28 protein-coding genes and 1 pseudogene are annotated in these 25,530 nt (G+C 34.2%); 16 read left to right on the plus strand and 13 right to left on the minus strand.

Annotation, left to right across the window (positions count from 1 at the left end):
- Nucleotides 1–91 precede the first annotated feature (91 nt).
- The 3 genes from AC0C45_RS12125 (at nucleotide 92) to AC0C45_RS12135 (ending at nucleotide 3,610) form a co-directional block, all read left to right on the plus strand.
- On the plus strand, nucleotides 92–1,546 hold the full coding sequence (locus AC0C45_RS12125) for a GntP family permease (RefSeq protein WP_051975619.1): 1,455 nt from the start codon (nucleotides 92–94) through the stop codon (nucleotides 1,544–1,546).
- Between the two features lie 346 nt (nucleotides 1,547–1,892).
- The gene (locus AC0C45_RS12130; protein ID WP_205662607.1) at nucleotides 1,893–3,155 is read left to right on the plus strand and encodes a glycoside hydrolase family 18 protein; all 1,263 of its coding nucleotides are present in this window, start codon (nucleotides 1,893–1,895) and stop codon (nucleotides 3,153–3,155) included.
- Nucleotides 3,156–3,274: 119 nt separating this feature from the next.
- Nucleotides 3,275–3,610 (plus strand): L,D-transpeptidase, encoded by a 336-nt coding sequence (locus tag AC0C45_RS12135; RefSeq protein WP_013082624.1) that lies wholly within the window; start codon nucleotides 3,275–3,277, stop codon nucleotides 3,608–3,610.
- A 147-nt stretch (nucleotides 3,611–3,757) separates the two neighbouring features.
- Here AC0C45_RS12135 and AC0C45_RS12140 read toward each other — a convergent pair whose 3' ends face one another.
- The 3 genes from AC0C45_RS12140 to lgt form a co-directional block, all read right to left on the minus strand.
- Nucleotides 3,758–4,717: an aldolase catalytic domain-containing protein gene (locus tag AC0C45_RS12140; protein WP_016766402.1), complete on the minus strand. Its 960-nt coding sequence runs from the start codon at nucleotides 4,715–4,717 to the stop codon at nucleotides 3,758–3,760.
- Nucleotides 4,718–5,193: 476 nt separating this feature from the next.
- Complete coding sequence (locus AC0C45_RS12145) at nucleotides 5,194–6,240, minus strand: YeiH family protein (RefSeq protein WP_034653024.1); 1,047 nt, start codon at nucleotides 6,238–6,240, stop codon at nucleotides 5,194–5,196.
- A 281-nt stretch (nucleotides 6,241–6,521) separates the two neighbouring features.
- Nucleotides 6,522–7,337: a prolipoprotein diacylglyceryl transferase gene (gene lgt / locus AC0C45_RS12150; protein ID WP_047933371.1), complete on the minus strand. Its 816-nt coding sequence runs from the start codon at nucleotides 7,335–7,337 to the stop codon at nucleotides 6,522–6,524.
- A 260-nt stretch (nucleotides 7,338–7,597) separates the two neighbouring features.
- On the opposite strand from lgt, the gene AC0C45_RS12155 reads away from it, so the two are divergent.
- From AC0C45_RS12155 to AC0C45_RS12175, 5 genes are all read left to right on the plus strand, one after another.
- Nucleotides 7,598–8,179 (plus strand): MarR family winged helix-turn-helix transcriptional regulator, encoded by a 582-nt coding sequence (locus AC0C45_RS12155; protein WP_034653019.1) that lies wholly within the window; start codon nucleotides 7,598–7,600, stop codon nucleotides 8,177–8,179.
- A 74-nt stretch (nucleotides 8,180–8,253) separates the two neighbouring features.
- Nucleotides 8,254–9,282: a serine hydrolase domain-containing protein gene (locus AC0C45_RS12160; RefSeq protein WP_257063197.1), complete on the plus strand. Its 1,029-nt coding sequence runs from the start codon at nucleotides 8,254–8,256 to the stop codon at nucleotides 9,280–9,282.
- 220 nt (nucleotides 9,283–9,502) lie between these two features.
- A complete protein-coding gene (locus AC0C45_RS12165; protein WP_233335099.1) occupies nucleotides 9,503–10,330 on the plus strand; it encodes a mechanosensitive ion channel family protein in 828 nt (275 codons plus the stop codon).
- A gap of 226 nt (nucleotides 10,331–10,556) precedes the next feature.
- A complete protein-coding gene (locus AC0C45_RS12170; protein WP_257063198.1) occupies nucleotides 10,557–11,318 on the plus strand; it encodes a class I SAM-dependent methyltransferase in 762 nt (253 codons plus the stop codon).
- 278 nt (nucleotides 11,319–11,596) lie between these two features.
- Nucleotides 11,597–12,070, plus strand: coding sequence for a hypothetical protein (locus AC0C45_RS12175; RefSeq protein ID WP_034653014.1), 474 nt, complete (start codon nucleotides 11,597–11,599; stop codon nucleotides 12,068–12,070).
- Between the two features lie 215 nt (nucleotides 12,071–12,285).
- Here AC0C45_RS12175 and AC0C45_RS12180 read toward each other — a convergent pair whose 3' ends face one another.
- On the minus strand, nucleotides 12,286–12,660 hold the full coding sequence (locus AC0C45_RS12180) for a winged helix-turn-helix transcriptional regulator (protein WP_013082630.1): 375 nt from the start codon (nucleotides 12,658–12,660) through the stop codon (nucleotides 12,286–12,288).
- A gap of 102 nt (nucleotides 12,661–12,762) precedes the next feature.
- Between AC0C45_RS12180 and AC0C45_RS12185 the strand changes: the two genes are divergently transcribed.
- From AC0C45_RS12185 to AC0C45_RS12195, 3 genes are all read left to right on the plus strand, one after another.
- The gene (locus tag AC0C45_RS12185) at nucleotides 12,763–13,437 is read left to right on the plus strand and encodes an MBL fold metallo-hydrolase (RefSeq protein WP_034653010.1); all 675 of its coding nucleotides are present in this window, start codon (nucleotides 12,763–12,765) and stop codon (nucleotides 13,435–13,437) included.
- Nucleotides 13,434–14,240 (plus strand): carbon-nitrogen family hydrolase, encoded by an 807-nt coding sequence (locus AC0C45_RS12190; protein WP_257063204.1) that lies wholly within the window; start codon nucleotides 13,434–13,436, stop codon nucleotides 14,238–14,240. The genes AC0C45_RS12185 and AC0C45_RS12190 overlap by 4 nt, the downstream gene beginning before the upstream one ends.
- Before the next feature lie 371 nt (nucleotides 14,241–14,611).
- Nucleotides 14,612–15,205 (plus strand): hypothetical protein, encoded by a 594-nt coding sequence (locus AC0C45_RS12195; RefSeq protein WP_257063206.1) that lies wholly within the window; start codon nucleotides 14,612–14,614, stop codon nucleotides 15,203–15,205.
- A gap of 300 nt (nucleotides 15,206–15,505) precedes the next feature.
- Here the strand turns inward: AC0C45_RS12195 and speG are convergent, their stop codons facing one another.
- Nucleotides 15,506–16,030 carry a spermidine N1-acetyltransferase gene (gene speG / locus AC0C45_RS12200; protein ID WP_013056444.1) on the minus strand — a complete coding sequence of 175 codons (525 nt, stop codon included), beginning with the start codon at nucleotides 16,028–16,030 and terminating at the stop codon, nucleotides 15,506–15,508.
- A gap of 175 nt (nucleotides 16,031–16,205) precedes the next feature.
- Between speG and AC0C45_RS12205 the strand changes: the two genes are divergently transcribed.
- A complete protein-coding gene (locus tag AC0C45_RS12205) occupies nucleotides 16,206–17,528 on the plus strand; it encodes a DUF1565 domain-containing protein (RefSeq protein WP_472928159.1) in 1,323 nt (440 codons plus the stop codon).
- A 302-nt stretch (nucleotides 17,529–17,830) separates the two neighbouring features.
- On the opposite strand, the gene recA is transcribed toward AC0C45_RS12205, so the two are convergent.
- The 5 genes from recA to AC0C45_RS12230 all read right to left on the minus strand — a co-directional run bounded on the left by recA (nucleotide 17,831) and on the right by AC0C45_RS12230 (nucleotide 21,431).
- Nucleotides 17,831–18,868 carry a recombinase RecA gene (gene recA, locus AC0C45_RS12210; RefSeq protein ID WP_013082635.1) on the minus strand — a complete coding sequence of 346 codons (1,038 nt, stop codon included), beginning with the start codon at nucleotides 18,866–18,868 and terminating at the stop codon, nucleotides 17,831–17,833.
- Nucleotides 18,865–19,059: a hypothetical protein gene (locus AC0C45_RS12215; protein ID WP_016766416.1), complete on the minus strand. Its 195-nt coding sequence runs from the start codon at nucleotides 19,057–19,059 to the stop codon at nucleotides 18,865–18,867. Before AC0C45_RS12215 ends, recA begins: the two co-directional genes overlap by 4 nt.
- 260 nt (nucleotides 19,060–19,319) lie before the next feature.
- On the minus strand, nucleotides 19,320–19,742 hold the full coding sequence (gene arsC, locus AC0C45_RS12220; protein ID WP_013056447.1) for an arsenate reductase (thioredoxin): 423 nt from the start codon (nucleotides 19,740–19,742) through the stop codon (nucleotides 19,320–19,322).
- Nucleotides 19,743–19,766: 24 nt separating this feature from the next.
- On the minus strand, nucleotides 19,767–21,065 hold the full coding sequence (locus AC0C45_RS12225; RefSeq protein WP_237893823.1) for an arsenic transporter: 1,299 nt from the start codon (nucleotides 21,063–21,065) through the stop codon (nucleotides 19,767–19,769).
- 18 nt (nucleotides 21,066–21,083) lie between these two features.
- Nucleotides 21,084–21,431 (minus strand): ArsR/SmtB family transcription factor, encoded by a 348-nt coding sequence (locus AC0C45_RS12230; RefSeq protein ID WP_080743177.1) that lies wholly within the window; start codon nucleotides 21,429–21,431, stop codon nucleotides 21,084–21,086.
- Between the two features lie 402 nt (nucleotides 21,432–21,833).
- Here AC0C45_RS12230 and AC0C45_RS12235 point away from each other — a divergent pair, with 402 nt between their 5' ends.
- Together AC0C45_RS12235 and AC0C45_RS12240 are read left to right on the plus strand one after the other, a co-directional pair.
- Nucleotides 21,834–22,169 carry an ArsR/SmtB family transcription factor gene (locus AC0C45_RS12235; protein ID WP_047933394.1) on the plus strand — a complete coding sequence of 112 codons (336 nt, stop codon included), beginning with the start codon at nucleotides 21,834–21,836 and terminating at the stop codon, nucleotides 22,167–22,169.
- Between the two features lie 50 nt (nucleotides 22,170–22,219).
- Nucleotides 22,220–22,654 (plus strand): annotated as a pseudogene (locus AC0C45_RS12240) (ArsI/CadI family heavy metal resistance metalloenzyme).
- A 217-nt stretch (nucleotides 22,655–22,871) separates the two neighbouring features.
- Here the strand turns inward: AC0C45_RS12240 and AC0C45_RS12245 are convergent.
- Both AC0C45_RS12245 and AC0C45_RS12250 read right to left on the minus strand, forming a co-directional pair.
- Entirely contained in the window at nucleotides 22,872–23,690 is an 819-nt protein-coding gene (locus tag AC0C45_RS12245; RefSeq protein ID WP_216874796.1) for a class I SAM-dependent methyltransferase, read from the minus strand.
- 142 nt (nucleotides 23,691–23,832) lie between these two features.
- Nucleotides 23,833–24,318: a dihydrofolate reductase gene (locus AC0C45_RS12250; RefSeq protein WP_047752035.1), complete on the minus strand. Its 486-nt coding sequence runs from the start codon at nucleotides 24,316–24,318 to the stop codon at nucleotides 23,833–23,835.
- 89 nt (nucleotides 24,319–24,407) lie between these two features.
- Between AC0C45_RS12250 and AC0C45_RS12255 the strand changes: the two genes are divergently transcribed.
- Entirely contained in the window at nucleotides 24,408–24,545 is a 138-nt protein-coding gene (locus AC0C45_RS12255) for an NUDIX hydrolase (protein WP_472928160.1), read from the plus strand.
- Nucleotides 24,546–24,551: 6 nt separating this feature from the next.
- The gene (locus AC0C45_RS12260; protein WP_472928166.1) at nucleotides 24,552–24,821 is read left to right on the plus strand and encodes an NUDIX hydrolase; all 270 of its coding nucleotides are present in this window, start codon (nucleotides 24,552–24,554) and stop codon (nucleotides 24,819–24,821) included.
- Between the two features lie 172 nt (nucleotides 24,822–24,993).
- On the opposite strand, the gene AC0C45_RS12265 is transcribed toward AC0C45_RS12260, so the two are convergent.
- Nucleotides 24,994–25,326, minus strand: coding sequence for a hypothetical protein (locus AC0C45_RS12265; RefSeq protein WP_047933400.1), 333 nt, complete (start codon nucleotides 25,324–25,326; stop codon nucleotides 24,994–24,996).
- Between the last annotated feature and the right edge of the window lie 204 nt (nucleotides 25,327–25,530).

Here is a 25,530-nt window from a genome sequence, read left to right on the forward strand (position 1 = left end):
TCCTAGAGTTACTTACTAATTAAAATATAAAGTTAGTGTTTCAATAAGTGGAGCAAGTAAAAATATTTTAATTATTTTTTGGAGGTATATCATGCCATTATTTATAGTAGCGATTGGGATTATTCTGTTGCTAATTTTGATTACTGGATTTAAATTAAATACATTTGTTTCATTGATAATTGTATCTTTTGTTGTATCTTTAGCACTTGGAATGCCTATGGAAAAGGTTGTCACATCTATTGAAGCTGGATTAGGAGGTACACTTGGTCATATAGCTTTAATATTTGGGCTTGGTGCAATGCTTGGGAGATTAATTGCTGACGCAGGGGGAGCTCAGCGTATCGCCATGACTCTAATTAACAAATTTGGAGAAAAAAGAATTCAGTGGGCTGTTGTAGTTGCTTCGTTTATTGTAGGTATAGCTTTATTTTTTGAAGTAGGATTAGTTTTATTAATCCCAATTGTATTTTCGATTGCGAAAGAATTAAGAGCCTCTATCTTGCACTTAGGTATTCCTATGGCTGCAGCTTTATTAGCAACTCATAGTTTCCTTCCCCCACACCCAGGACCAACAGTCATAGCTGGTGAGTATGGTGCTGACATTGGATTAGTTTTACTCTACGGTATTATTGTTGCAATACCAACCGTCATCATAGCAGGTCCTTTATATACTAAGATGGCTAAAAAAATTGTACCTGATGCATTCAAGAAGACGGGTAATATAGCTTCTTTAGGTGAACAAAAAACATTCAAACTTAACGAAACACCAGGTTTCGGCATAAGCGTATTAACTGCAATGTTTCCTGTTTTATTAATGTCTATATCTACAATTCTAGATATGATTCAAAAATCAGTAGGATTTGAAGATGATACCACGATTGAAATAATTCGTCTTATAGGAAACCCTTCATCTGCAATGTTGATATCTTTAATTCTTGCATTTTATACAATGGGAATAGCAAGAAATACTCCTATAAAAGAAGTTATGAACTCTTGTACATCATCAATTGCTGCAATTGGTATGATGCTATTAATTATTGGAGGTGGGGGTGCCTTCAAGCAAGTACTAATTGATGGTGGTGTAGGAGATTATGTAGCAGAATTGTTTAAAGGAACTTCAATGTCACCTATCATACTTGCTTGGGTAGTTGCTGCGTTATTACGTATCTCTTTAGGGTCAGCCACAGTTGCGGCTATATCCACTGCAGGATTAGTTATTCCAATGCTGTCTCAATACGATGCTAATTTAGCCCTAGTCACTCTTGCAACGGGAGCGGGAAGTGCAATTTGCTCACATGTTAATGATGCAGGATTTTGGATGATTAAAGAATATTTTGGATTAAGTATGAAAGAAACATTTTCAACATGGACAATACTTTCCACTATTACTTCCATAGCCGGATTAGGGTTCATTTTGTTATTAGATGCATCCTTAACTATCTCGATAATGTTAATAATTTCCATTAGTCTAGTAGCAATGTATTTCAGTATTTTTAACCAGCCTTTCAAGCAATCTAAGGATAAAAGCGATGTTTTGGATGTATAAAGTTATATATATAAAGCCTTTAAAAAAATAAAAGATTAAAAAGGCAGCCAAATATTTGGCTGCCTTTTTAGCAAAATCGCACAACTAGACTATGCTTTTAATTACCTCTACTTTATGATCCAATCCCAGTTGTTATACTAGCTTTGATCATATTCGGTATTTCTCTGTATAGAAGAAATGATCCATCGTTTTCTGTATGTAAGGTAACCATTTAGATTGTTTTATAAACGCCTGCCTCTTTATGTTATATAAACAAACAATCCTCATATACATTTATTGAATGGCTTCTTTAAACTTGTCACGAAATAAAACATAAGTTGATAAAGATTACATAGGAGGAGAAAACATGTTTGTTCATATAGTTCAACCTGGTGATACCCTGTCTTCAATAAGCAGTAGATATGATTATCCCATTGCGCAGCTTAGGAGGGTAAATGGGTTAGAAGAAACAAATATTGTTCCAGGTCAAGCCTTACTTATAGCTTCTTACGTGTACACAGTTCAACCTGGTGATACGATGAGGAGTATTGCTAAAAAAGCTTATGTATCCTTAGAACAATTAAAAGGAGCTAATCCTTCAGTCCATTATAATTATTTGCAGGTGGGAATGAAAATGAAAATCCCTAATATATCAGACTATATTGCAGGTACACTGGAGTATTATGCCGTTCGAAATCCAGAATTAGATCGCGATTTAATTACTGATTTTGCAACTTATTCCTCGTCCATTTCTATCTTTGAATATCATTTTGGCACCAATGGAGATATTATGAATGATTTAAACGATTTAGTAGCAATTGAAACGACTTGGAAAAACCGAGTTACACCGTTAGTTACGATTACTAATCTAACTTCTGAAGGGTTTAGTTCTGATCTTGCCCATCAAGTTTTAAATAATCCTCAAGCAAGAAACAATCTTGTTAATAATATTTTTTATTTAGTATCTAGAAAAGGATACGGCGGGGTGAATATTGATTTTGAACGTGTAAAGGCCGAGGATAGAGATTTTTTTACAGGATTTTTACGTCAGCTGGGTGAACGTTTAAAACCTGCAGGGTACGTACTGACCATAGCGGTTCCAGCGAAGACAAGCGAAGATATTCCTTGGTTAAAAGGATATGATTACGGGGGAATAGGTGCCGTTGTTAACTATATGTTCATTATGGCATATGATTGGCATCATGCAGGCAGCGAACCAGGGCCTGTTGCACCTATTACTGAAGTAAAAAAAACAATAGAATTTGCGATAAAAAGTGTTCCGCGAAGAAAACTTATCATTGGAGTCCCTTTGTATGGATATAACTGGTCAATTCCTTACAAGCCCGTCACAGTAGCATCTGCTATATCCAATCAAGATGCGATTAAAACAGCGATGAAATATCAGTCTCCCATCCAATATTCTAAGGAGTATAAATCACCATTTTTTCAGTATAGAGATCAAGGGGGACAGATGCACGAAGTATGGTTTGAAGATGTAAGAAGCATGAGTGAAAAAATGGTGTTAGTTCGTAAATTTGGTTTGCAAGCAATAGGAGCTTGGCAATTAACACTTGGATTTACGCCAGGGCCTTGGCTTTTAAAGAAATTTTTCACTATTAGAACGGTATAAATAGCACTAATTTTTATGAATCAATTTAGATATTTTTCAGTTAACAGTTATTCGATATACGTGGTTAACAATAAAAAAATTCTATTTATATTAACTTATAAGAGATTGGAGGTAGTGCTATGGCAAAAAGGATAGATGTCTCAATAAAGCAGCATCAATTAAAACTATATGATGGAGCTAAATTAGTAAAGACATATCCGATTGCTGTAGGGAAAATGATTACTCCAACTCCAACCGGAAAATTTAAAATTATTAATAAAGATACTACCCCTCCAGCTGTATTTGGTCCCTTATGGATGGGACTGTCAAAACCTACATATGGAATACATGGGACTAATGATCCAGCTTCTATTGGCAGAGATATGTCACATGGATGTGTCAGAATGGACAATGAAGATATTCTAGAACTTTCCTCTGTAGTTCCCATTGGAACGCCGGTTTACATACATAAATAATAGTTTAAGAAGAGTGTGACTGTTTACATTTAGCTAATTGTCGAGATCGAGGGTATCAAAGTTTAAGTAGATGCTATACAATCACGGGCTCTTTGTACGAAAACAAAAAAGTACCCCGATTAACAGAGGTACTTTTAGCATTTTAACTTATTTTGATGCTGGAGACGTAGTAACTTCTGGAGACGTTACTTTGTCATAAAAATCTACGAATTTGTCACGATCCTCGCTATCACGGTAAGCCATAGCAACACGTGGATGTTCATTCAGTACACCAGAAATCATGTAAGGAATGATATACCCCCACTCCCACTTTTGACGCATTTCAAGCATATGTTTTTCAATTACTCCAAGAATCGGCTTCATCTCATAGCTTGGTTTTGGGATGTAGCTAACAAGCAGCTCTGTGTTACAGTTACCAGCTGCACGGCCCATACCATAAACAGATGAATCAAGGAATGTAACTCCATTACGCATCGCAGTTAATGTATTAGCAAAAGCTAACTGCATGTTGTTATGCGTATGGATCCCAAGCTGTTTGCTAGGAATCATGGCTTGAAACTTTTTCACTTGATGCTCAATATCCGCAGGGTCTAGGCTTCCAAAGGAGTCAACGATATATACAACATCTACGGGGCTTTTCTTTACCATTTCAAATGCTTCAATAAGCTGATTTTCCGGTACGCTAGACAGTGCCATAATGTTAAGTGAAGTCTCATAGCCCAAATCGTGAAACATTTTTATAAGCTCTAAGCCTTTATCTACTTCGCGAATATAGCATGCCACTCGAATCATATCTAACATACTTTGTTCACTCGGCAGAATGTCGTTTGGATCTACGCGCCCAATATCTACTAAGGCAGATAGCTTCGTAAACTTTTTCTCAGGGATAATTTCTTTGAGAAAGTTATCGTCAAGAAATCTCCATGGATTGGGCTCGGTTGCTTGAAGAAGCTTAGGTGAATTTTTATAACCGACCTCCATATATTCAACGCCGGCTGCGCTTAGGCCGTTATATAAGTCTTGCACAAATTCAACACTAAAATCCCAATTATTAATTAAACCTCCGTCACGAATGGTACAGTCTATAATTTTGCTATTATGTCCCATGGTAGTTGTTTCCTCCTATGTATTCTATTTATATAAATATTGTTTTAAACTTTATCGCTTTTATGCTTTTAAGTGTTAAACTTTCCTATTGTGTTTATACCATGACTAATTCAGAGGCGTCAATGTATTTTCTAAATGTTTCACTGCTTTACTGCATTTCATGGTAGGAGATGCTTCGGCTTTTTATCCGCTTGATGCTCTTAAAACAACACCAAGTTCAGCACTACAACCCCTAGTATATACAAACACAACCTTTATTACATCACTACTTACTGCAATAAAGATTGTTTTTTAAGTGAAACTGTTTATTAGGGAGGGAACTGCCATTAGTATCTAGATTATAGGTTTAGATTGCTCTATAATTAATCCATAAATTTGGGAAGAAATTTAAAACCTGAGAAATAAGAAACTTTTTTTGCATTAACAGTTGTATAGGAAATATTAGTTGTTACTTAATCATTTTAATTTACTTGTCTTTACATCGTCCAAAACGTAAGAAATGATAAGAGTATAGAGGTAATAAACATCGCAATCAACGGCTTTAATGCTTTTGTTCGAAGAGCTTTCAAACTTACATTTAACCCTAGCCCGACCATAGCCATTGTTAAAAGAAAGGTAGTTAGAGTTGAAATATCATTCATGATCGTCTTAGGTATTATAAGGTGCTTACCAACGACATAACTCCCAAAAATACTCATGATTATAAAACCTATTAAAAACCAAGGGAATTCAATCTTGGTATCCTTTTCAATTTTTCCTGTTCGCTTCATCCAGTACATTAAGATAAAGCTTAATGGCACAAGTAAGAGCACTCTGCCTAACTTAGCCAACAGTCCAATAGCTAGAGCATCGCGTCCAGACGGTGCTGCAGCTAGAGCTACATGGGCAATTTCATGGAGACCTACGCCTGACCAAATTCCATATTGAATATTTGTTAAATGTATATAAGGTCTTAAAATGGTATATCCAATCGCAAATAGGGTTCCCACTAAAGCAATAACACCAGCTCCGATAGCTGTATCTTCTTCTTTTGCTTTTACAATTGGAGAAACAGCTGCAATAGCTGCAGCACCGCATATTCCTGTTCCTATCCCTAAAAGAAGGGATAAACCGCTATCAGCCTTCATCCATTTGGCTAGAAAAACCGTTAAAACAATCGCAAATACAGCCGTTCCCACATCGCGAAGCACCAATCCTAACCCGTGATGAATAACAACATCAATATTAAGCTTTAGTCCATATAAAACAATCGCATAGCGCAACAGCTTTTTAGAAGAAAACTCGATTCCAAATCTTATTTTTTCAGGGTACCCCCAAATTTGACGATAAATGACTGCTATTATAATTGAACAGGCTAGTGGACCAATATGATCGAATCCCGGGACTTTCGCTAATCCATAAGCCAGTAAAGCAAAAAGAAAAGTAAAAGCAATTCCTCCGGCCCATAAAGAAACATTAGATGACGTCTGGGCATTTGTTCGTGAGAATAGAGTCCGTTTTTGGGCTTTATTTATATTTAACATACATTTCATCTCCAATATGAATTCTTATCAAGTGCAGCTTCACACAAGAAGAGGATACTTTAACTATAAAAGAAGGTTTATTATTAGTAAAATATATATAAATCATAATTTCGATTAAAAATATTAATAACTAATGCGTAAAAGCAGCAAGTTGATCTTCAGATTCATTGAAAATCAACTTGCTGCTTTTATTGGTTTTTTAGTTCTCATTACACGTTTTGATATCTGAAACATAGTCCATCAACTACTAATTTTACAAAACTGCATAAAAATATCGGTTCTTATGAGAGAAAGACAGCCTTACTAGTTGCCAAGCCTTTTTTGCGTCTATACCATAGCAGAATCAAGCTGCCTAGCACACAAAGGAAAGAAACTAATTGAGCTATTCTGATATGAGAGATTAACATTAAGCTATCTGTACGCAGTCCTTCTATAAAAAATCTTCCTATCGAATACCATAGCAGGTAAGTAAGAAAGACTTCGCCTCTTTTTAACAAGGATTTTCTTAGTACGATTAGAACAAGCACACCTATTATGTTCCAAAGTGATTCATAGAGAAACGTAGGATGATAGTAAGTTCCATTTATATACATTTGGTTAATAATAAAATCAGGCAAATGTATAGCTTCTAAGAACTGACGTGTAACAGGTCCGCCATGTGCTTCTTGATTCATGAAGTTTCCCCACCGGCCAATAGCTTGGCCTAATAATAAGCTAGGAGCTAAAACATCAGCCATTTTCCAAAAAGAAAGATTCTTTTTTCTGCAAAACCATATAGCTGTTAATACAGAGCCAATAATTCCACCGTGAATAGCTATGCCTCCATGCCAAATTGCTATAATTTCGCCTGGGTGGTCTTTATAATAACTCCATTCAAAAAGTACGTAGTAAATTCGAGCAGTAATGATAGCAATGGGTAGTGCTAGCAGAAGTAAATCAGAGATGGTTTCTGAAGAGATCCCTCGTTTCTTTCCTTCTTTCGAGGCTAACAAGAAGCCTAAGAAAGCTCCTATTCCTATGATAATTCCATACCAATGGACTTCAAGTGGACCAAGATGGAAGGCGATAGGGCTTAAAGGTTGTGTGTGTTGGTTCATGTCTTTTCTCCTTTACTTCATATCGATTTTCTTACATTTTTTAAGAGTAGTATTAAATTAGAGTGCCTTTTTAGTATATCTAATTGGATAAAGAAAGGACAACTTTTGCTTACGAACGATCATGATTTCTTTGCCTACTTTAGTGTAACAGAATAATCTCCTTAGAATAGTCAAAATTAAAATAGACAGTACATTGACTTAATTACCAAAATATACTATTCTCATTTTAGACAATACACTGTCTAAAATGGAGGGTGAATATGGATATTTATAAAGAGCTTTTCTTAATGCAGCAAACTTACGCTACCTTATTTTCTCTGGCAAATAAAATTCAAGTAAAAGGTGATAAATCTCTTGAACTTTTAACATCAAGACAGCATATGGCTATGGTGGCAATTGCTCATTTACCTGAAGATGAAACAACGTTGAATAATATTGCTAGAAAATTAGGAACTACAAAACAAAGCGTCAAACAGTTAATTACCATTATGGAAAAGAAGGGTTATGTTGACGTAGTTCCTAGCAGTAAAGATAAGCGTGCAGTTAACGTAAAAATTACAAAAGCGGGAAAAGAAGCACTGCTTGTTGTCTCAGAAAAAGGAATTTTCTTTTTGGAAGAACTTTTTAAAAAGTTCTCAACTGAAGAGTTGGAAATAATGTGGAAGCTTTTGAAGAAACTCTATAGCTTCGATGGGGAAGAACATGATGGATTTGAAGAAGAAGGCAACATCAAAATGGATGATGATCACGATGAATTACAGTTGAGAGTAATAGGAGAACTTGAAAGTCGAAGAGTTCAAGCAATTGATAATATGAGAAAGAATATAAAAAAAACTCGATAGGCTAATCTAACTTAAAGCATATCGATTAATCCTTTTAAAATTTTAAAAATAAAGGATAAGGGAGAGCAATCATTATGTTTGAAATCAGCGAAGAAACATTACGATTAATTAATAAAACCTGCAAAGGAAAAAAGCACTTGAAACTAACCGTTGGCTACTTAACGGACAATCAGTCTATTATAAAAGTCTATAATGAAAGCGGTGAAATTGACTCGGCAAAAAGATATCATTATGAAATTGGTTCTATTACGAAAACTTTCACTGTATCGCTGTTATCAAAATACATATTTGAAAACAAGGTGTCGTCAAACGACTCTATACAAAAATACATAAAAGAACTTAAAGAAGATACGTGTTATCCTACATTGCTCCGCCTCGCTACTCACTCTTCTGGATATTCAGGAAGCTTACCTTTAAATAAACGGGAATATTTTAAAATAATTTTAAGTGTGATTTTTGGAGGAAGCGATTTGAATAAAAATAATCCGTTGCACATGGATTTTAACAAAATGAAAATGCTAATTGAAAGAACTAAATTGAAAGAAGTAGATTATTCGTGGAAATATTCTAATTTCGGTATTTCACTTATTGGATATGTGTTAGGAACTGTTTCAGGCAAAGGATATTGGGACACTATGAATGACTTTCTTCATAATGAGCTTAGACTAAAGGATACTTATTTAGGTACTTCAAATAATAATTTACAAGGTTATGACCGCCAAAATAATGATTGCGGCAACTGGCAGTGGGACAAAGAAAACTTTATATCACCGGCGGGGGCAGTATCCTCAACGGCTGAAGATTTACTTGAATACGCAAAAATAAATATGTACGAAGATAAACCATATCTTTCTTCTTGTCATAAAAAACACGGTAATGGAACAAAGAAATTTGATATGGGTCTTGGATGGTTGCTTTTAAAGAGAAATAATAATGTAATGTTGCACGGCGGTGGAACAGGATGCTTCAGCTCATTTTTAGGGATTGATAAAGAAAATAAAGGTGCGTCCGTCGTTTTAGCTAATTATAGACTACGTAGAAATAATGATGAACATATAGGAATGTCTTTATTAGAAAGCATGCAAAAGTCAAAAGATATATAAGAATAGTCTACAAAAAAACGAAGAAAATTAGTCTATTACAGTTCACCTTACCTCTTTACTCTCAATTAATTGAGAGATTATCATCAATATACCGACCTTCAAAAAGCATAGATACCGCTTCTTTTTTTGATGAAACCGTGCTATTATCATTAAGGTTTATAAAGAACAGAAAATTTGTGTCTTTACGTACATTCTTTTGGTATAGTGTTAGAAATAAGGAGTGGGTAAGTTGGTTTTTACTGAATTCTTCCAGCAGTTTCCCGTAAAGGTTTTAACGGTAGCGCTGCTGATTATACTTATCGTTTATTTTATTCGCAAATTCATTAAGCTTTTCTTTGATAAAACGAGCTTTTTAGATGAAAAACGAGAAGAAACCTTAATGCATTTTTCTAATCAGGTGACAAGAGTAGTAGGCCTGGCTTTTTTCTTTATTTATGTGCTTAGCCATTTCTTTGACTTCGGAAAGATTCTCACTAGTTCAGTAGTGTTGGCCAGTGCCCTGGCAATAATCCTCCAGCATATTATTCGTGATTATATAATGGGACTGACTTACTTGTTTGAACGCCAGATCCATCACGGAGATTATGTTATTCTCAACGGAAACCGCCAAGGAAAAATAGAAGAAATCACCATGCGCTACTTAAAGATTCGCCAGTATGACGGCTACCTCTATACCGTCTCATATAGCAACATTACGGAACTTCAGAACGGAACCCGAGGAAGACGCCGGGTAAATGAAAGTCTTATTCTCAACTATAGGCAAAACCCGGACGATGCTTTTAAAGTAATGGAGCAAGTAGCACAAACATGTAACGAGAAATATGGCCAGTATTTGCTGAAAGATGTGAATGGAATTCCTATAGAAAGTTTTCACTTCAATCAAATTACTGAACTGAACGTAGGTTTTAAAGGTCACCAATATTCATTATCAGGCCTTGTGAAGGAAGCTGATTTTGTGGAAGCGAGTCAAAAGGTGAGATATGAACTCGCAATGGCTGCCTACAAAAATGACCTAATGATGGCTGAAAGCTTCGAGACAAGCCATTAAAAATAAAACTCGTATCTTGTTTATATACAAGCTTTTATACTTAAGATAAAAACACCCTTTTAATTTTTAAAAAGGGTGTTTTTATTTTTAAAAATATCTATTAAGTACTTCTCCAGTACAGATTAATTATCTGAAACGGAAAAAATAAATTAGTATATCTAAATTATTCTTCTAGCGACATGGTAAAATTAAACAAAATACTAAAAGAGGTAAAGGGGGAGTAACTATGTCACAAAAAGCTAATTATACAAAAATCAACTCAAAAATGTGGGATGAGTGGGCTTCAGCTGGAGGAGAATGGTCATTAGCTATTAATCATCAAGATTTCGCAGATGCAACTCAAGGTATTTTTGATATTTACTTAACACCTTGTAAGCCTGTTCCACATAACTGGTTTATTCCATTTAAAAAAGCAAAAATATTGGGACTTGCTAGCGGAGGAGGACAGCAATGCCCAGTCTTTGCAGCACAGCATGCGGAAGTTACGGTTTTTGACTACTCTGATAAGCAATTAGAATTAGAAAAAATGGTGGCTACTAGAGAAGGCTATTCCATTGATTTAGTTAAAGGAGATATGAGTAAGACATTCCCCTTTGAAGATGAGACGTTCGATATGATTTTTAATCCTGTATCAAACTGTTATATTCAAGATGTTGAACACGTTTGGCAAGAATGTTTCAGAGTTCTTAAAAAAGGTGGCGTTCTGCTATCTGGCTTTGCAAATCCTGCTCTTTATTTATTTGGAGAAGATGAGAAAGCATTGCAAGTGGTTAATAAATTACCTTATGACGGAACTAAAAACACTGTAGAAAATGATGAAGAACTTATAAAGAATGGCGGTGTACAGTTTAGTCATTCTTTAGAAACTCAAATTGGGGGACAGCTAAAAGCTGGATTCATTCTACAAGATCTTTATGAAGATCATCACCACAAAGGGAAAATCACTGAATATATGCCTTGTTATATTGCGACTAAATCTATTAAATAATAGTTGGTTATCATATTGAATGAGCTACCTCAACTTTTTCCAATACGGCGTCATAGTAGAATAATGGCTCAAAAATGAGATGCCATGTTCACCGAGAGAAATGGCAGAAAAAGTGGGCGAGCTTTTAGAAAAAAACTTATAAGCCTATTTTTGGTTGAACAGATGCTTCAAAAGAATGAAATGGTTTACCTCCTATTTTTAATTACAGTATTTTTTGTTTTAACGTGGAAAAAAAGGGTAAATATTCTAAGAATCACCTAAAAATAGGAGGAGATCAAATGAGAAAAGCGAAACAAGCTGTTGTAGCTTCTGCCGTAGGTTTAGCTGTGTTAGCGACGCCATTAGCTCTACCGAATTTAGGAGGTTCTGCAGGCTCCGCAGAAGCTGCAGAAGTTGGAGGAGACGTAACAGTTGATCCCGTAGCCATAGGACAAGCGATTGCAGATGCGGCTAAAACAGCCGACAATCGAAATGGTTTCGTCAAGGGAGCAATGGAAAAAGCATTCTTTGAATCAGGTCAACAATACAATGTAATGGTTATGAATTTGAGCCAAGGGTATAATTCAGATCAATTACAAGGTGTTCAATATTTTGACACCGTAGATTATGATGGTATTACCTATGGTGTCTGGGTATTTGAAGAAGGAACATTTATTAATGAAGGCGATGGAGGTTATGATAACTGGGCTTTCAGAGGATGGTTTGAACGAACAGGAGATGACGAGAAAACAGTCAATTTTCATAGACCTTAATTAAAAATAAAGATAAAGATAACAAGAGATTCCCATTAGGGAAGAGCATAGGAAGAGCCTTTACCGCCATGGTAAAGGTTTTTCTCATTGAATAAGTTTGCATTTTCAAGTTAATATAGTTTCGCGGATACTACTTAATTAAGTACTTATATTATAAAAAAACAAGGCGTTATTAATAAAGAAGTAAAATATATTTAAGGAGTTTATTTAAAAGGTTACAATTTTTTTAATTCTTCTTCCTGCTGACTTATATAAGCATTGCCCCACTTCTCTAAAGATTTTAGTATTGGAACAAAGCTTTCTCCAAGATCTGTTAAATAATATAAAACCCTTTTAGGGTTATCGTTTGTTTCTTCTCTTTCAACCAATCCGTTTTTTTCCATATCCCTAAGCTGCAGTGTAAGGATACGCTGGGTAATACCCGGTATTTCACGGCGCATTGCATTATAATACATGGGTGATTTTGATAACAAAGATAAAATAATACCTTTCCATTTACCACCCATCATATGCATCGTTAACTCAATTGGACAAGCACGCTTTACAGTTAACGTACAAGGACCGTATTGATCACTTTTAAAGTCTGACATTTTTTCACCTCAATGGCTAGTAACAAAATTGTGCCTTCTTGTTACGTCTATTTTTTCTTACTAAACTTATATTATCAAATAAAACAAAAGAAGGTGCATCAATTGGAATTTGTCCAAATTTCTAGACATATTTACAAACTTACTTACAAAACTGTTGTGGGAATTCCTGTAAAAATTAATACATGGTACGTGCTAGATGGTGAGAGTGTTCATATCATTGATACAGGAATGAAAGACTATGCACATACTCAGTTAAATATAGCAAAATCTTTAGGTATCCCCAAAAGTATTTTACTCACACATGGCCATTTAGATCACATTAATGGCGCCAAGTATTTAAGAGATAATTTAAATATTCCTATTTACGCCCACGAAGTTGAAGCGCCTTTTATCAATGGCGAAAAACCATATCCAAATAAGGCAGAAAAAGAAACAACAGGGGTGGAACATCAAGTCGAAAGTCTAAGTAACAACATCATTAAAAAGTTACCTGTAGATGTGTATTTAACACCCGGTCATACACCAGGACATGTGATATACCACCATAAAGATGACAATGTGCTGCTAACTGGAGACTTATTCTTTTCTAATGCTGAATCCTTACATCCGCCGATTCGAAAGTTTACAGTTGATATGGGTGAAAATATTAATAGCGGACGAATTATAGATAAAATTAAACCTTCTATTATTTCTTCATCACATGGCGAAGATGTCAAATACAACTGTGATTTATATCCTATTTATAAATTTATATATGAAGAAGAGGGAGAAAAATGAAAATACAATTATTTCAAACAGAGATTATAGAAGGTGAAGTTAAGCATAACGAAAACCGCATTGAGTCCTTATTTGAAGAAAAGCTGCATATAGATACTGAGATTGTTGTGATACCTGAAATGTGGAATACAGGTTATGATTTAAAAAATGTAGCAGAAAAAGCAGATATTGATTTAAAGAGAACTTTTCCCTTTATTCAACGTTTAGCAATTAACCATCAAGTGAATATCATTGCAGGTTCAGTTTCAAATAAAAGAAATGAAAATATTTATAATACAGCCTTTGCTGTATCAAAAACGGGTAAGCTGCTCTATCAAAAAGATAAGATACATCTCGTGCCGATGTTGGATGAACATCATTATTTAACAGGGGGAGATGAAGTCCCAGATGTCTTTGAGATTAACAATATCAAAGCCAGTCAAATTATATGCTATGATTTACGTTTTCCAGAAATCACACGCTACCCAACGTCTCAAGGTGCAAAAGTCATATTCTACGTTGCACAATGGACTACCAGAAATATAGACCATTGGAGAACACTATTGAGGGCAAGAGCTATAGAAAATTGTGTTTATGTCATTGCATGTAACAGCGTGGGAAAAGTGAGTAATGAAAATCATGTCGGCAACACTTACGCAGGGCATTCAATGGTCATTGATCCAAATGGAAACATCGTAGAAGAGGGGGGAGATCAAGAAGAGATTATAACAGCGGAAATTCATATACAGAAAGTTACAGAACAACAAACATACATTCCAATATTTGAAAGTCTGAGACCGGATGTTTATAAGCATGCAGAATAGAAAATTGTATATCATCTCAAATTTGGATGTTATCAGACTATCTTATGAAGGTTTACTAAAAAAAGAGGAAATTTCACCTGAAAATACTATATTTTTTAAAATTAACATATGTATAAAAGGTGCACTTCTTATACATTAGTTTCTCATCCACCTACTGAGAAAACGTTGATCAGTCAACAATGTATAAAAAGCTGCATACTCCGGAAAAAGGGCCCTTGGAAGAACTATCCTTCGTCAAGGGTCCTTTTTTATAATGTTTTCTGGAAGAGTGATTGTGTTAACAAATTATGTACGCATTATACATACGCTTTTATAAGGATTTTAATATATAATTAAGGTAAAAAAGAATTATTTTAGGAAGAGGAAAATGTGTGAAACATAGTCGATTGTTGCTTTTATCGCTAATTAGTAGTTTGTTCGTTATTTTAGTGTCCTTGTTCCAGTGGGATATGGTTGATATTATAACAGAATTTTTAATGTTACCTATTTGGTTATTTGTATATGCTTTCTTTATCATAATGACTATATGGACATTAATTCATCTTTTTAAAAAGAGAAAGTGGCAGCCGTTTGTTATTCAGCTCATTACTATCTCATTATGGTTTTTATTTCCATTCAATCAAGTCAACTTAGATTTCAACTTTAAAATCCATCAAGATAAGAGAGAAGAGGTTGCAACTAAAATAGAAAATGGTGTTATTAAACCTAATGTATCTGATAGTCCATCACTTATTCAATTACCTAAAAAGTATACTCAATTGTCTAAAGGTGGGGGTGACATCGTAGTAGAAACGAAAGGAAAGGCTAAATCAATTCTTTTCTTTACATACCGTGGGATGCTGGACAATTTTTCGGGATTTGTATATAACCCAAACGATAACAAACCTTCAAAAAGCGATTTTAACGGGGATTTTAAACAAATAAAAAAAGTACATAAAAACTGGTATTATGTATCTTCTTATTAAAAAGAACCTGCTGTTTTGATAGCAGGTCCTTCTTGTTACTTATTTCTTTTTTAACCTTTTAACAACTTTAAAAGCTAGGAATCCTATTAAACCAATAATTATTAAGAATAATAGCAATCCTGTTGGATTAAATGTACTCATAATACCATCCTTATGGTTGCTATAATTTACAATTTACAATGTTATCATATTTAAATGGTTTGCACATTTCTCCTTCAGGATTTTTTACTCCTATAATAGAAGTCCAATTTCATTCTTTCTTCTTTTTTTGGTGACCAGGACTCTTATACTAGTTCAACCTTAGTTTTTATTTTTTGTTTGTAAATATTCTTTTTGAAACATACACATTCTTATAGCGTTATGATAGCTTCCATCAACAAAAAATTCATCCTTTAACTCGCCTTCGATAGAAAAACCAACCTTCTTATAGATATGAATTGCTTTTTCGTTTTCCTTGTCTACAATTAAGTAAAGTTTATGCATATTCAATACCGAAAAGGCATAATTCATTGCTAGGTTTGTGGCAACCATTGCGTAGCCATGACCTTGATACGTAGGGTCGATGATAATTTGAAACTCTGCTCTACGATGAATATAATCAATTTCGACTAATTCCACTAGTCCAAGCATATCCCCGTCCTTTTCAAGGATGAAACGACGCTCACCTTGATCGTGAATATGTTTATCATATAAGTCCTGTAGCTCTACAAAAGCTTCATAAGGCTCTTCAAACCAATAAGACATAATGTTTGCATCATTATTGAGTTCATGGACAAATTTTAAATCTTCTCTTTCCAAAGGACGTAACTTAAGTTCCTTATTCATTTCTCAAACCTCCACATTCTAGCATTACTTTAGCACTTTCCGTTTTAAATGTAAAAGTTGCTGTAGTTTTAAAAAATAACAAGACATGGTGCGATGTTTTACATCCTTATTAAAAGAACCATAGTATAATTTAAAAATCTCGCAAGTGAAATTCATTAACTTTAAGGAGGATCTTATGAAAAAAGCAGTTGGTATTCTTTTTATTTTACTATGCTGTATAAACCAAAGGGTTGAGGCAGCTAATCAACCTTCAGCAGTTCCTATAATACATCATGAAATTTATGTTTCTCCTACAGGGGATGACAAAAACCTGGGTACTAAAAGCAAACCTTTTAGAACATTAAGAAAGGCAAGTGAAGTAGCTCAGCCCGGAACTATCGTTTACATCAGAGGCGGTATCTACTATGAACAATTAATTATTAGCCATTCAGGTACTAAACAAAAGCCTATTATCTTCAGGAACTATAAAAGTGAAAAGCCTCTTATTAGTGGAGAAAAAATAAAAAGCCGTTCTACAGATGGAGGGCTAGTTAGCATAAAAAATAAGAGCTACATAACAATTCAAGGTTTGAATATAGGTCATTCGTCTACTTCTAAGGCACAAAATACACCATGTGGTATTTTAGTAGAAGGAAGTGGAAAGCACCTTCGAATTATTAATAATCATATTTTCGATATTAAAACTGCACATAAAAATGGAAACGCTCATGGAATAGCTTTTTATGGATCCAAAGCGCCGCGTTCGTTAGAAAACATTGAAATATCGCGAAACCTACTTGAAAACTTGACCTTAGGTTTTAGTGAAGCACTAACTCTAAATGGAAATGTTAAAGATTTTATCGTCAATGCCAATACAATTCGAAACGTTGATAATATTGGGATTGACGTAATTGGCTTTGAAAAAGTAGCTCCTATTGAGAAATATGACCGAGCTCGTGGAGGACTCATTAGTGAGAACCATATTTACAACGTCAGCAGTTATTCAAATCCTGCTTACAAACATGAATACTCCGCTGGGGGAATCTACATAGACGGAGGAAAAGATGTTATTATTGAGCATAACGTTTCAAGTCATAACGATCTAGGAATAGAAATCGCAAGTGAACACTATGGTAAACAAACTAGCAATGTTCAAGTTATACGAAATATGATTTATAAGAATCGTTTTACAGGAATTTCAATTGGAGGCTATGATAAAAAACGTGGAGGGACGATAAATACTCTTATTGAACATAATATTTTATATGGAAATGATATGATGAACATGGATGGTGGCCAATTACTGATGCAATATCATGCAACTCATAATACTATTAACAATAATGTTATGGTTTCAGTAAAATCTAATTTGCTTCTGGCCAATCTTCATTACTCAAATAAATATAATCAACTTAATCATAATGTGTACCTAAATAAAAGTAGAGATAAAGCGAATCGATGGATATGGAAGGGGAAAGAAATAGAAAGTTCTACTATCGTATCACCTAGGCTTTTTTAATGAAAATTTCTTTTTAGAAGATATTCTTTATTTAGTTGCTCGCTGGGATTCTATTTAAGGCCGAAAAATTATTCACTTCACTATCTGCTGATTATACTTTTTATTTCATTGAAACAAAGAGAAAGGTGCGTTCGTTGTAAGTATACCAATGGATTGCAAGAAGATTCATGCTGTTTCTCTATATGAGTAGTGTTTATTTAGGTACAACTCAATAGCCTTGACATAAAAACACCCCCATCATTAGAGTTTTTTTATCTAATAATGGGGTGCAGTTCAAGCCGTGAGAAAGGTGTTTTATGCCTTTATTGGTTTTCGTTTTCGCTATCGTTATCTATAACATTATCGTTATTAATATTATCACCATATTTGAAATCAATAATTCTTTTTCTAATTTCTTCTCTAATTTCAGGGTTTTCTTTTAAGAAAATCTTAGCGTTTTCTCGTCCCTGTCCTAAACGCTCCTCATTATATGAAAACCAAGATCCAGACTTTTGAACAATATCTACTTCAGAACCAATGTCTAAGATTTCTCCTTCTTTTGAGATACCTTCTCCATACATAATATCTACTTCAGCAATGCGGAAAGGAGGTGCCATCTTATTTTTGACTACTTTAATTCTTGTTTTATTCCCAACTATGTCATTCCCTAATTTAAGTTGTTCAGCGCGGCGAACCTCAAGACGAACGGAAGAATAGAATTTTAGTGCTCTTCCACCTGGCGTTGTTTCCGGGTTTCCAAACATAACGCCTACTTTCTCCCTGATTTGGTTGATGAAGATAGCAATGGTTTTAGACTTATTGATTGCTCCAGATAGTTTACGAAGAGCTTGAGACATCAAACGAGCTTGTAAACCTACGTGAGAATCTCCCATTTCTCCTTCAATTTCTTTTTGCGGAACTAATGCTGCTACTGAGTCAACAACAATAATATCTACAGCACCACTTCTAACTAATGCTTCAGCAATTTCAAGTGCCTGTTCACCAGTATCTGGTTGAGATAACAGTAACTCATCAATATCTACACCTAGTTTTCTTGCATAAACTGGATCCAGTGCGTGTTCAGCATCAATAAAGGCAGCGCGACCTCCATTTTTTTGTACTTCTGCAATTGCGTGTAAGGAAACGGTTGTTTTACCTGAACTTTCGGGCCCGTAAACTTCCATAATTCTTCCTTTGGGATAGCCATTAATTCCAAGAGCTATATCTAAAGCTAATGAGCCTGAGCTAGATGCCTCAACTTTTGTATGTGTGCCTTCTCCCATTTTAATAATGGATCCTGTACCAAATTGTTTTTCAATTTGTTTTAGAGCCATATCTAGTGCTGCTTTTTTATCATTCATAATTTGAAACCTCCGATTGTTATTACGTTTACAATAAACGCCAAGGTATTTCGATAAAGAATAAGAGTTGGCTCAAATGTTTTTGCTCCGTGCGAGAAAATTTTATGTTTAATTGTCTTAGTTTGTTTTGGTGTTTCTTTATTCATCTCTAAACCCTTAGTATCGAACAAATGTTCCTGTTGTGTAATCATACAATAAACGCATCTAATTGTAAAGGCGAAAGTTTTTCTACAAACTAGCTAAAAGAATATCTTATATTTATAAAAAGTAAGTGTATGCTTTTACTGTTATATAAGTAGAATCGATTACAATCTGCATTTTTAAATTTGTATGTATATGAATCTACAAATCTGGTTAGACTACTAAAGTATATCTTACATTCCTAGTTACTATAAAACAGATTTCAGGAAGAAATAAAGCAGTCTACACAAATAGACTGCTTCTTGATTAATTATTTACCTGTTTCAGCAAAACGTTGAATACGTTCAGCGATTTCATCACGTACACGCTGGAAAAACGCCCATTTTTCTTCTTCTGTTCCTTCAGCTTTTGCTGGGTCATCAAATCCCCAGTGTTCACGCTTCACGTGGGGAGGCGTTACTGGGCAGTGATCTGCTGCATGGCCGCATAATGTAACGACCAAATCCGCATTATTTAGAATTTCAGGATCAATGACATCAGATGTTTGATTTGAAATATCAACACCAGCTTCTTTCATTGCTTTTACAGCGTTAGGATTTAATCCATGAGCTTCTAATCCTGCACTGCGTACATCCCATTCATCATTATTTAGATATTTTTTTGCCCATCCTTCAGCCATTTGACTACGGCAAGAGTTACCTGTACATAAGAAATAAAGTGTTTTTTTAGACATGTGTAAAATCTCCTTTATGATGTGTTAAGAAATAATTGATAACCAAATATATAAACCAACAAGCGTAATAAACAATGTTGGGATGGTTAAGATAATACCTGTTTTAAAATAGGTTCCCCAAGAAATCTTAACTCCTTTTGTCGAAAGAACGTGGAGCCATAAGAGAGTGGCTAGAGAGCCAATAGGTGTAATTTTTGGTCCTAAGTCCGAACCAATGACATTTGCATAAATTAAGGCTTCTTTAATTGTACCTGTTGCAGAAGTTGCATCAATGGCCAAAGCATCAATCATCACGGTTGGCATGTTGTTCATAATCGATGAAAGTATGGCTGCAATGAATCCCATGCCAATGGTTGCAGCAAATAATCCATGGTCAGCCGTTGCTTGAATGAGGCTTGCTAATACTTTAGTTATCCCTACATTACGTAATCCATAGACAACAACATACATACCAATCGAAAAGAAAACAATCGCCCACGGAGCTCCTGCTAACACTTTTTTAGTGTGAACAGCGGGACTCTTTCTTGCTATTCCTAAGAATAAAATCGCAATAATACCTGCGATAATAGAAACAGGAATATCGAAAAACTCACCAATAAAGTAACCAAGAACTAAAATGAATAAAACGATTCCTGATAAACGGAACATTTTCTTATCTTTAATGGCTTCAACCGGTTTCTGTAAATCATCTAGATTGTATTTCTTAGGGATGCTTTTACGAAAGTACAAATATAAGACAGCAATACTTGCCAAAAGTGAGAACAGATCTGGCACAATCATACGTGATGCAAATTCAGAAAAGCGAATACCAAAGAAATCAGCTGATACAATGTTGACCAAGTTACTTACCACAAGAGGTAACGATGTTGTATCTGCAATGAATCCACTGGCGATAATAAAAGGAAAGACCATTTTATCTTCAAATTTAAGTGCTCGTACCATGGCAAGTACAATAGGTGTTAGAATTAAGGCTGCTCCATCATTTGCGAATAATGCTGCTACTACAGCTCCAAGGAGGGATACATAAACGAACATGCGAACGCCATTGCCTCCTGCAGTACGCGCCATATGTAAAGCTGCCCACTCGAAAAATCCAATTTCATCTAAAATTAAGGAAATAATAATAACTGCAATAAACGTTAATGTTGCATTCCATACAATTTGAGTTACATCCAGCACGTCATGGAAATCAACCACACCTGCTAAAAGAGCTAATACTGCGCCTCCACATGCTGACCAACCAATAGACAAGTTCTTTGGCTGCCAAATGACAAAAATTAATGTCACTAAGAAGATGAGGGAGGCTACTATAACTGATACCACTTTACAGACCTCCTATTATTAGCAACAATTAATACGTAAACCTTGCTTTTCTAGTTCTTTTAATCGTTCATCTTCGCTTGGTAAAGAATCGAGTATATCAAGGACAAACTGATAATAGCTGTTTTCTTTATTTAAGGAATAGAAGATCCAATGTCCTTTTCGTCTTTCACTTACAAGTTCGATATCTCTTAATTTACGCAAGTGTTGGCTAATAGCCGGTTGACTTGCTTTATAAATTTCAACTAGCTCACAAACACAGCACTCGTTATTTTGGAGCAGCTTCATCATTGACAATCTTGTCTTATCTCCAAGCAACTTCAGTATCTGTACTGCTTTTTCCACTTCTACCTGCGCTTTTACATCCATTATGACTCGCCTCCTTATCTTTAAATATAATTATATAAGTATTTTATTATATACTCAACAAAAATATACATTTTAAACATTAATCAAAAAAAGTTGATTAATTCCTTGATTTATCTAAATTTTCCAGATATGATGAATACATCAAAAAAAATTGATTAATAAGAAATGAGGGTTATAACAGTGAGAGTCAACAACTCTGGAAACTTATCTGTTAAGTACTTTCAATCGTATTTTTATTTAGTTATGAATACTCAAGGTATGAATCATAAGGAAGCAAGAAATCTTATTTTTCAGCGCTTTTTTCATCAAGATCCTATGTTAAGAGGGAAGACTACATACATCAACTTTGAAAAAGCATACAAAAGTTTTGAATTTTAAATCAAAAAAAATTGATTAAGGAGAATGACGGTGGAAAAAGTCAACGAGGTAAAGCAAACATTTAAGCAATATGAAAAAAAATTTAAAGCTCTTGCCGATCAAAAAAGATTAGAAATTATGTATGAGCTTTGTCAGCGAGGGCAGACATGCGTATGTGATTTAACTGAGTTCTTTGGAATGTCTCAATCTAAGCTCTCATATCACTTAAAAATTTTATTAGATGCAAATCTCATTGTTAAAGAAACAAAAGGAACATGGAGCTATTACGATCTAAATGATAAAGAAGTGAATCATATTCTTTCTGAAGAGCTTTGCTGTTTATTTAGAAAAGATACGAGTAAAAGCTGTTCATGCTCTTAATCTAAGGAATTCAAGTTAATAGTATGTATAAGACGAAGGAGGAATTTTAAATGAAATATGTTCATGTAGGAATTAATGTAACCAATCTAGAGGCATCCATTGAATTTTATCAAAAAGTATTTGGTGCTAGCCCTGTAAAGGTTAAAGAGGATTATGCAAAATTCTTATTAGATGAACCAAGATTAAACTTCACATTAAATATACGTGACGAGGTACGTGGAAACTAAGTTAATCATTTTGGATTCCAAGTAGATACTCAGGAAGAAATATCTTCTCATAAAACACGATTAGAAAAAGAGGGCTTCTTTGCTCGTGAAGAAACGGATACGACTTGCTGCTACGCTGTGCAAGATAAGTTTTGGGTAACAGATCCTGACGGAAACGAATGGGAATTCTTCTATACAAAATCAGATAGCGAAGTTCATAAGATTGAGGATAACGTTGGGCCAAATGAAAAATCACCTTCAAGTAATTCATGTTGTTAATCCTTAATTAAAGAATACAACTCTTATTGGATTATAAATTCTGTTTTTGAGCAAACTACTCAAGACGCCGTGAGGCTTCAGTCCTTTGGTTAAATAATGTAGCAGAAAAAACTACCCTATCACACACCAGGGTAGTTTTTTCTGTTTTTTAGCTGCATATCACATACGATCTCAGTTAACATAATCACCGTTACCGGTAGAAAAAAAGGACAACTATTTAGTTATCCTTTTTTCTACCAATATAAAGTAAATGTGATGAAATGCCTAAAGTATAAGGGTCGGTTGCTGTTTTCTTTAATAATTCAATTAATCGATCAACTTCGGCTTGTCCCTTATTTGTCCAGTAATCCCATTGTTCTTTAGATAAAAGGGAACCAATACTAGATGATCCCACTACACTTAGAGTTTCAAATCCATTAGATTCCATAAAAGGATTAATTTCTTGTATATCAAAGTAATAAGCTCCTGTAAATCTTCCTTCATCCTGATGATTAAAGTCTCCAGTAGCAATAAACTCTTCGATGTTATCAATTGTATTATTTGGTTTCCACATTTCTGGATGTAATAATGATGAGAGAGTATGCCTAATTCTAGACATAAAGGCAACAAATACAACTCCTTCATTTTTTGTCACACGATATAGTTCTTTAACAGCAGCATCACGATCTTGTTCATTCTGTAGATGATACATTGGCCCCATCATCAAGGAAGCGTCGAATTCTTTGTCTTTTAATAAATTTAAATCCTTTGCATCCATAATATGAAATCCATTAAATTGATTAAAAAGATCAAGCTCTTTTGCTTTATTTTCAGCTACTTTTACTAATTTAGGAGTGAGATCAGTTAGCGTTACCTGAAATCCTTTCTCGGCTAGTTTCATTGCATATTTACCTGGGCCAGCCCCATTATCTAAAATACATCCGTTTTCCGGTAGATACTTTTGTATATAATGCCAGTTAATTTGAAACTCTAACGGTTCCCTATCTAGACGTCCCCACTCGTCAAATGTTGAGTAATAATCCATTACTTTGTTCATTAATTAAATCCCCTTTTATGTCTTATACAACTTCCAATATAAGTATTATTCGTTTTGTGAAATTTGTAAACTATTGATGGATATGAGATACAAAATCAATTAAAGTAATGTATTAGTTGTATCGGTATCTTTTCAAATTTAGTTAGTTTACCTTTTCATACACATGAAAGTAATGTTCATAATGATTGTTTTCATCCTCAGTACCTTTCTCAACCGATAACTCTTTCCATAGGGAGAGATCAACTTCTGGAAAAAAGCGATCACCCTTAAAATAATGATTGATCCTAGTTATGTATAATTTATGAGTATAGGGTAAGAACTGGCGATAAATTTCTTCTCCGCCAAGGATAAATACTTCTTCTCCTTCACACATGGAAAGAGCATGTTCAATTGAATATGCTATATGACAATCTTGAGCTTTATAATTTTCATTTGTAGTCATGATGATATTTTTACGTCCATCTAAAGGTTTTCCAATAGATTCATAATTTTTCCTACCTAAAATAATTGAATGCCCCATAGTAACTTTCCTTAGATACTTCCAGTCATTTGGGAGCCTCCAAGGAATATCGTTATCCTTTCCAATTACATTTCCTTTTCCTACAGCAACCATTGCAGATATAATCATATTTTTTCATCTCCTCCACTATAATTTTACCAAATGTAGAAATCATTAACTTATAATATATATATAGAAATGGTAAAGGAGGAGATATAATGGATTTCAATCGGATAGATGTAGCTTACAGTCTATTATTAGACAAAGATAAAGAGAAAATCTTAGTGGTATTAAACAGAAATAATACATGGTCCCTTCCAGGTGGAGGGGTAGAGAAAGGAGAAACTCTAGAATAAGCAGCAATCCGAGAAACAAAAGAAGAAACGGGATATGATATCAAAGTAGATGGTATCGTTAGTTTGAATGAAGCATTTATAAATAATAATCACATTCTTTTTATAGTATTTAAAGGGCAAATCATCCAAGAGCCAAACCAAATTCCTCTGGAAGAAAACATCCTGAAGGTGGAATGGGTTGATTTAAAGACTGCAGATAAACTTATGCCTTATTATCCTAATGGCATCAGTACTTTAATTAGTTCTCCAACTGCTCAATACATAGTTCAAGAATAAAAATTAATTATGCAATTTAGATTTTACTTAATATATATCATATACAACCTTAGTTTACGTAATGGATATTATAAGAAGCCAAACTCTTTGTAAGGATTTGGCTTCTTATAATACCTGTTATGTAAACGAAAAATTTATATGGTATATATAGTTAATTTTTTACTTTTTAGGTTTAGGCATCTCTATGTAGGTTCATTTTATAGCGCTTTTTTAACCAATAATAAAGAATGAATTCGCTGATAATAAAAATAAGTACACTTATAAATGTAGTTGCTAAAAATTCGAATATATTAAGAATAGACATAGAGTGGCTCCACCACCAATATCTAAAATTTGTTCCGAACAAAACGAGATGGATAAAGAGAGAAATTGCTTGAACTTCTCCTATTGATCTATTAGATTTCATAATCAGTATCTTTCCAATAAAGAAACTGATTATAAAAGATAGAACAATGAATACAAAATAAAAAGAACTAGCCAATAAGGCTTCTTCCGGTGAATACATTGTAACCCTCCTTTTATATACATTATTTTACTATTAATTATAATTAAAGAAAGTCAGTTTTTGTATTAAGAATTGATACCGGTAACTGTAATTATGTTAACTCATTTTATGTAGGTTATTTAAGAAATAATATATAAAATTGCCTATATAACAGTATTGCAACTGTAAGTTGACAATGTTCATCTGTAATAAGATGGAAAAAGA

It is taken from the genome of Priestia sp. VA7 (genome assembly GCF_055710015.1).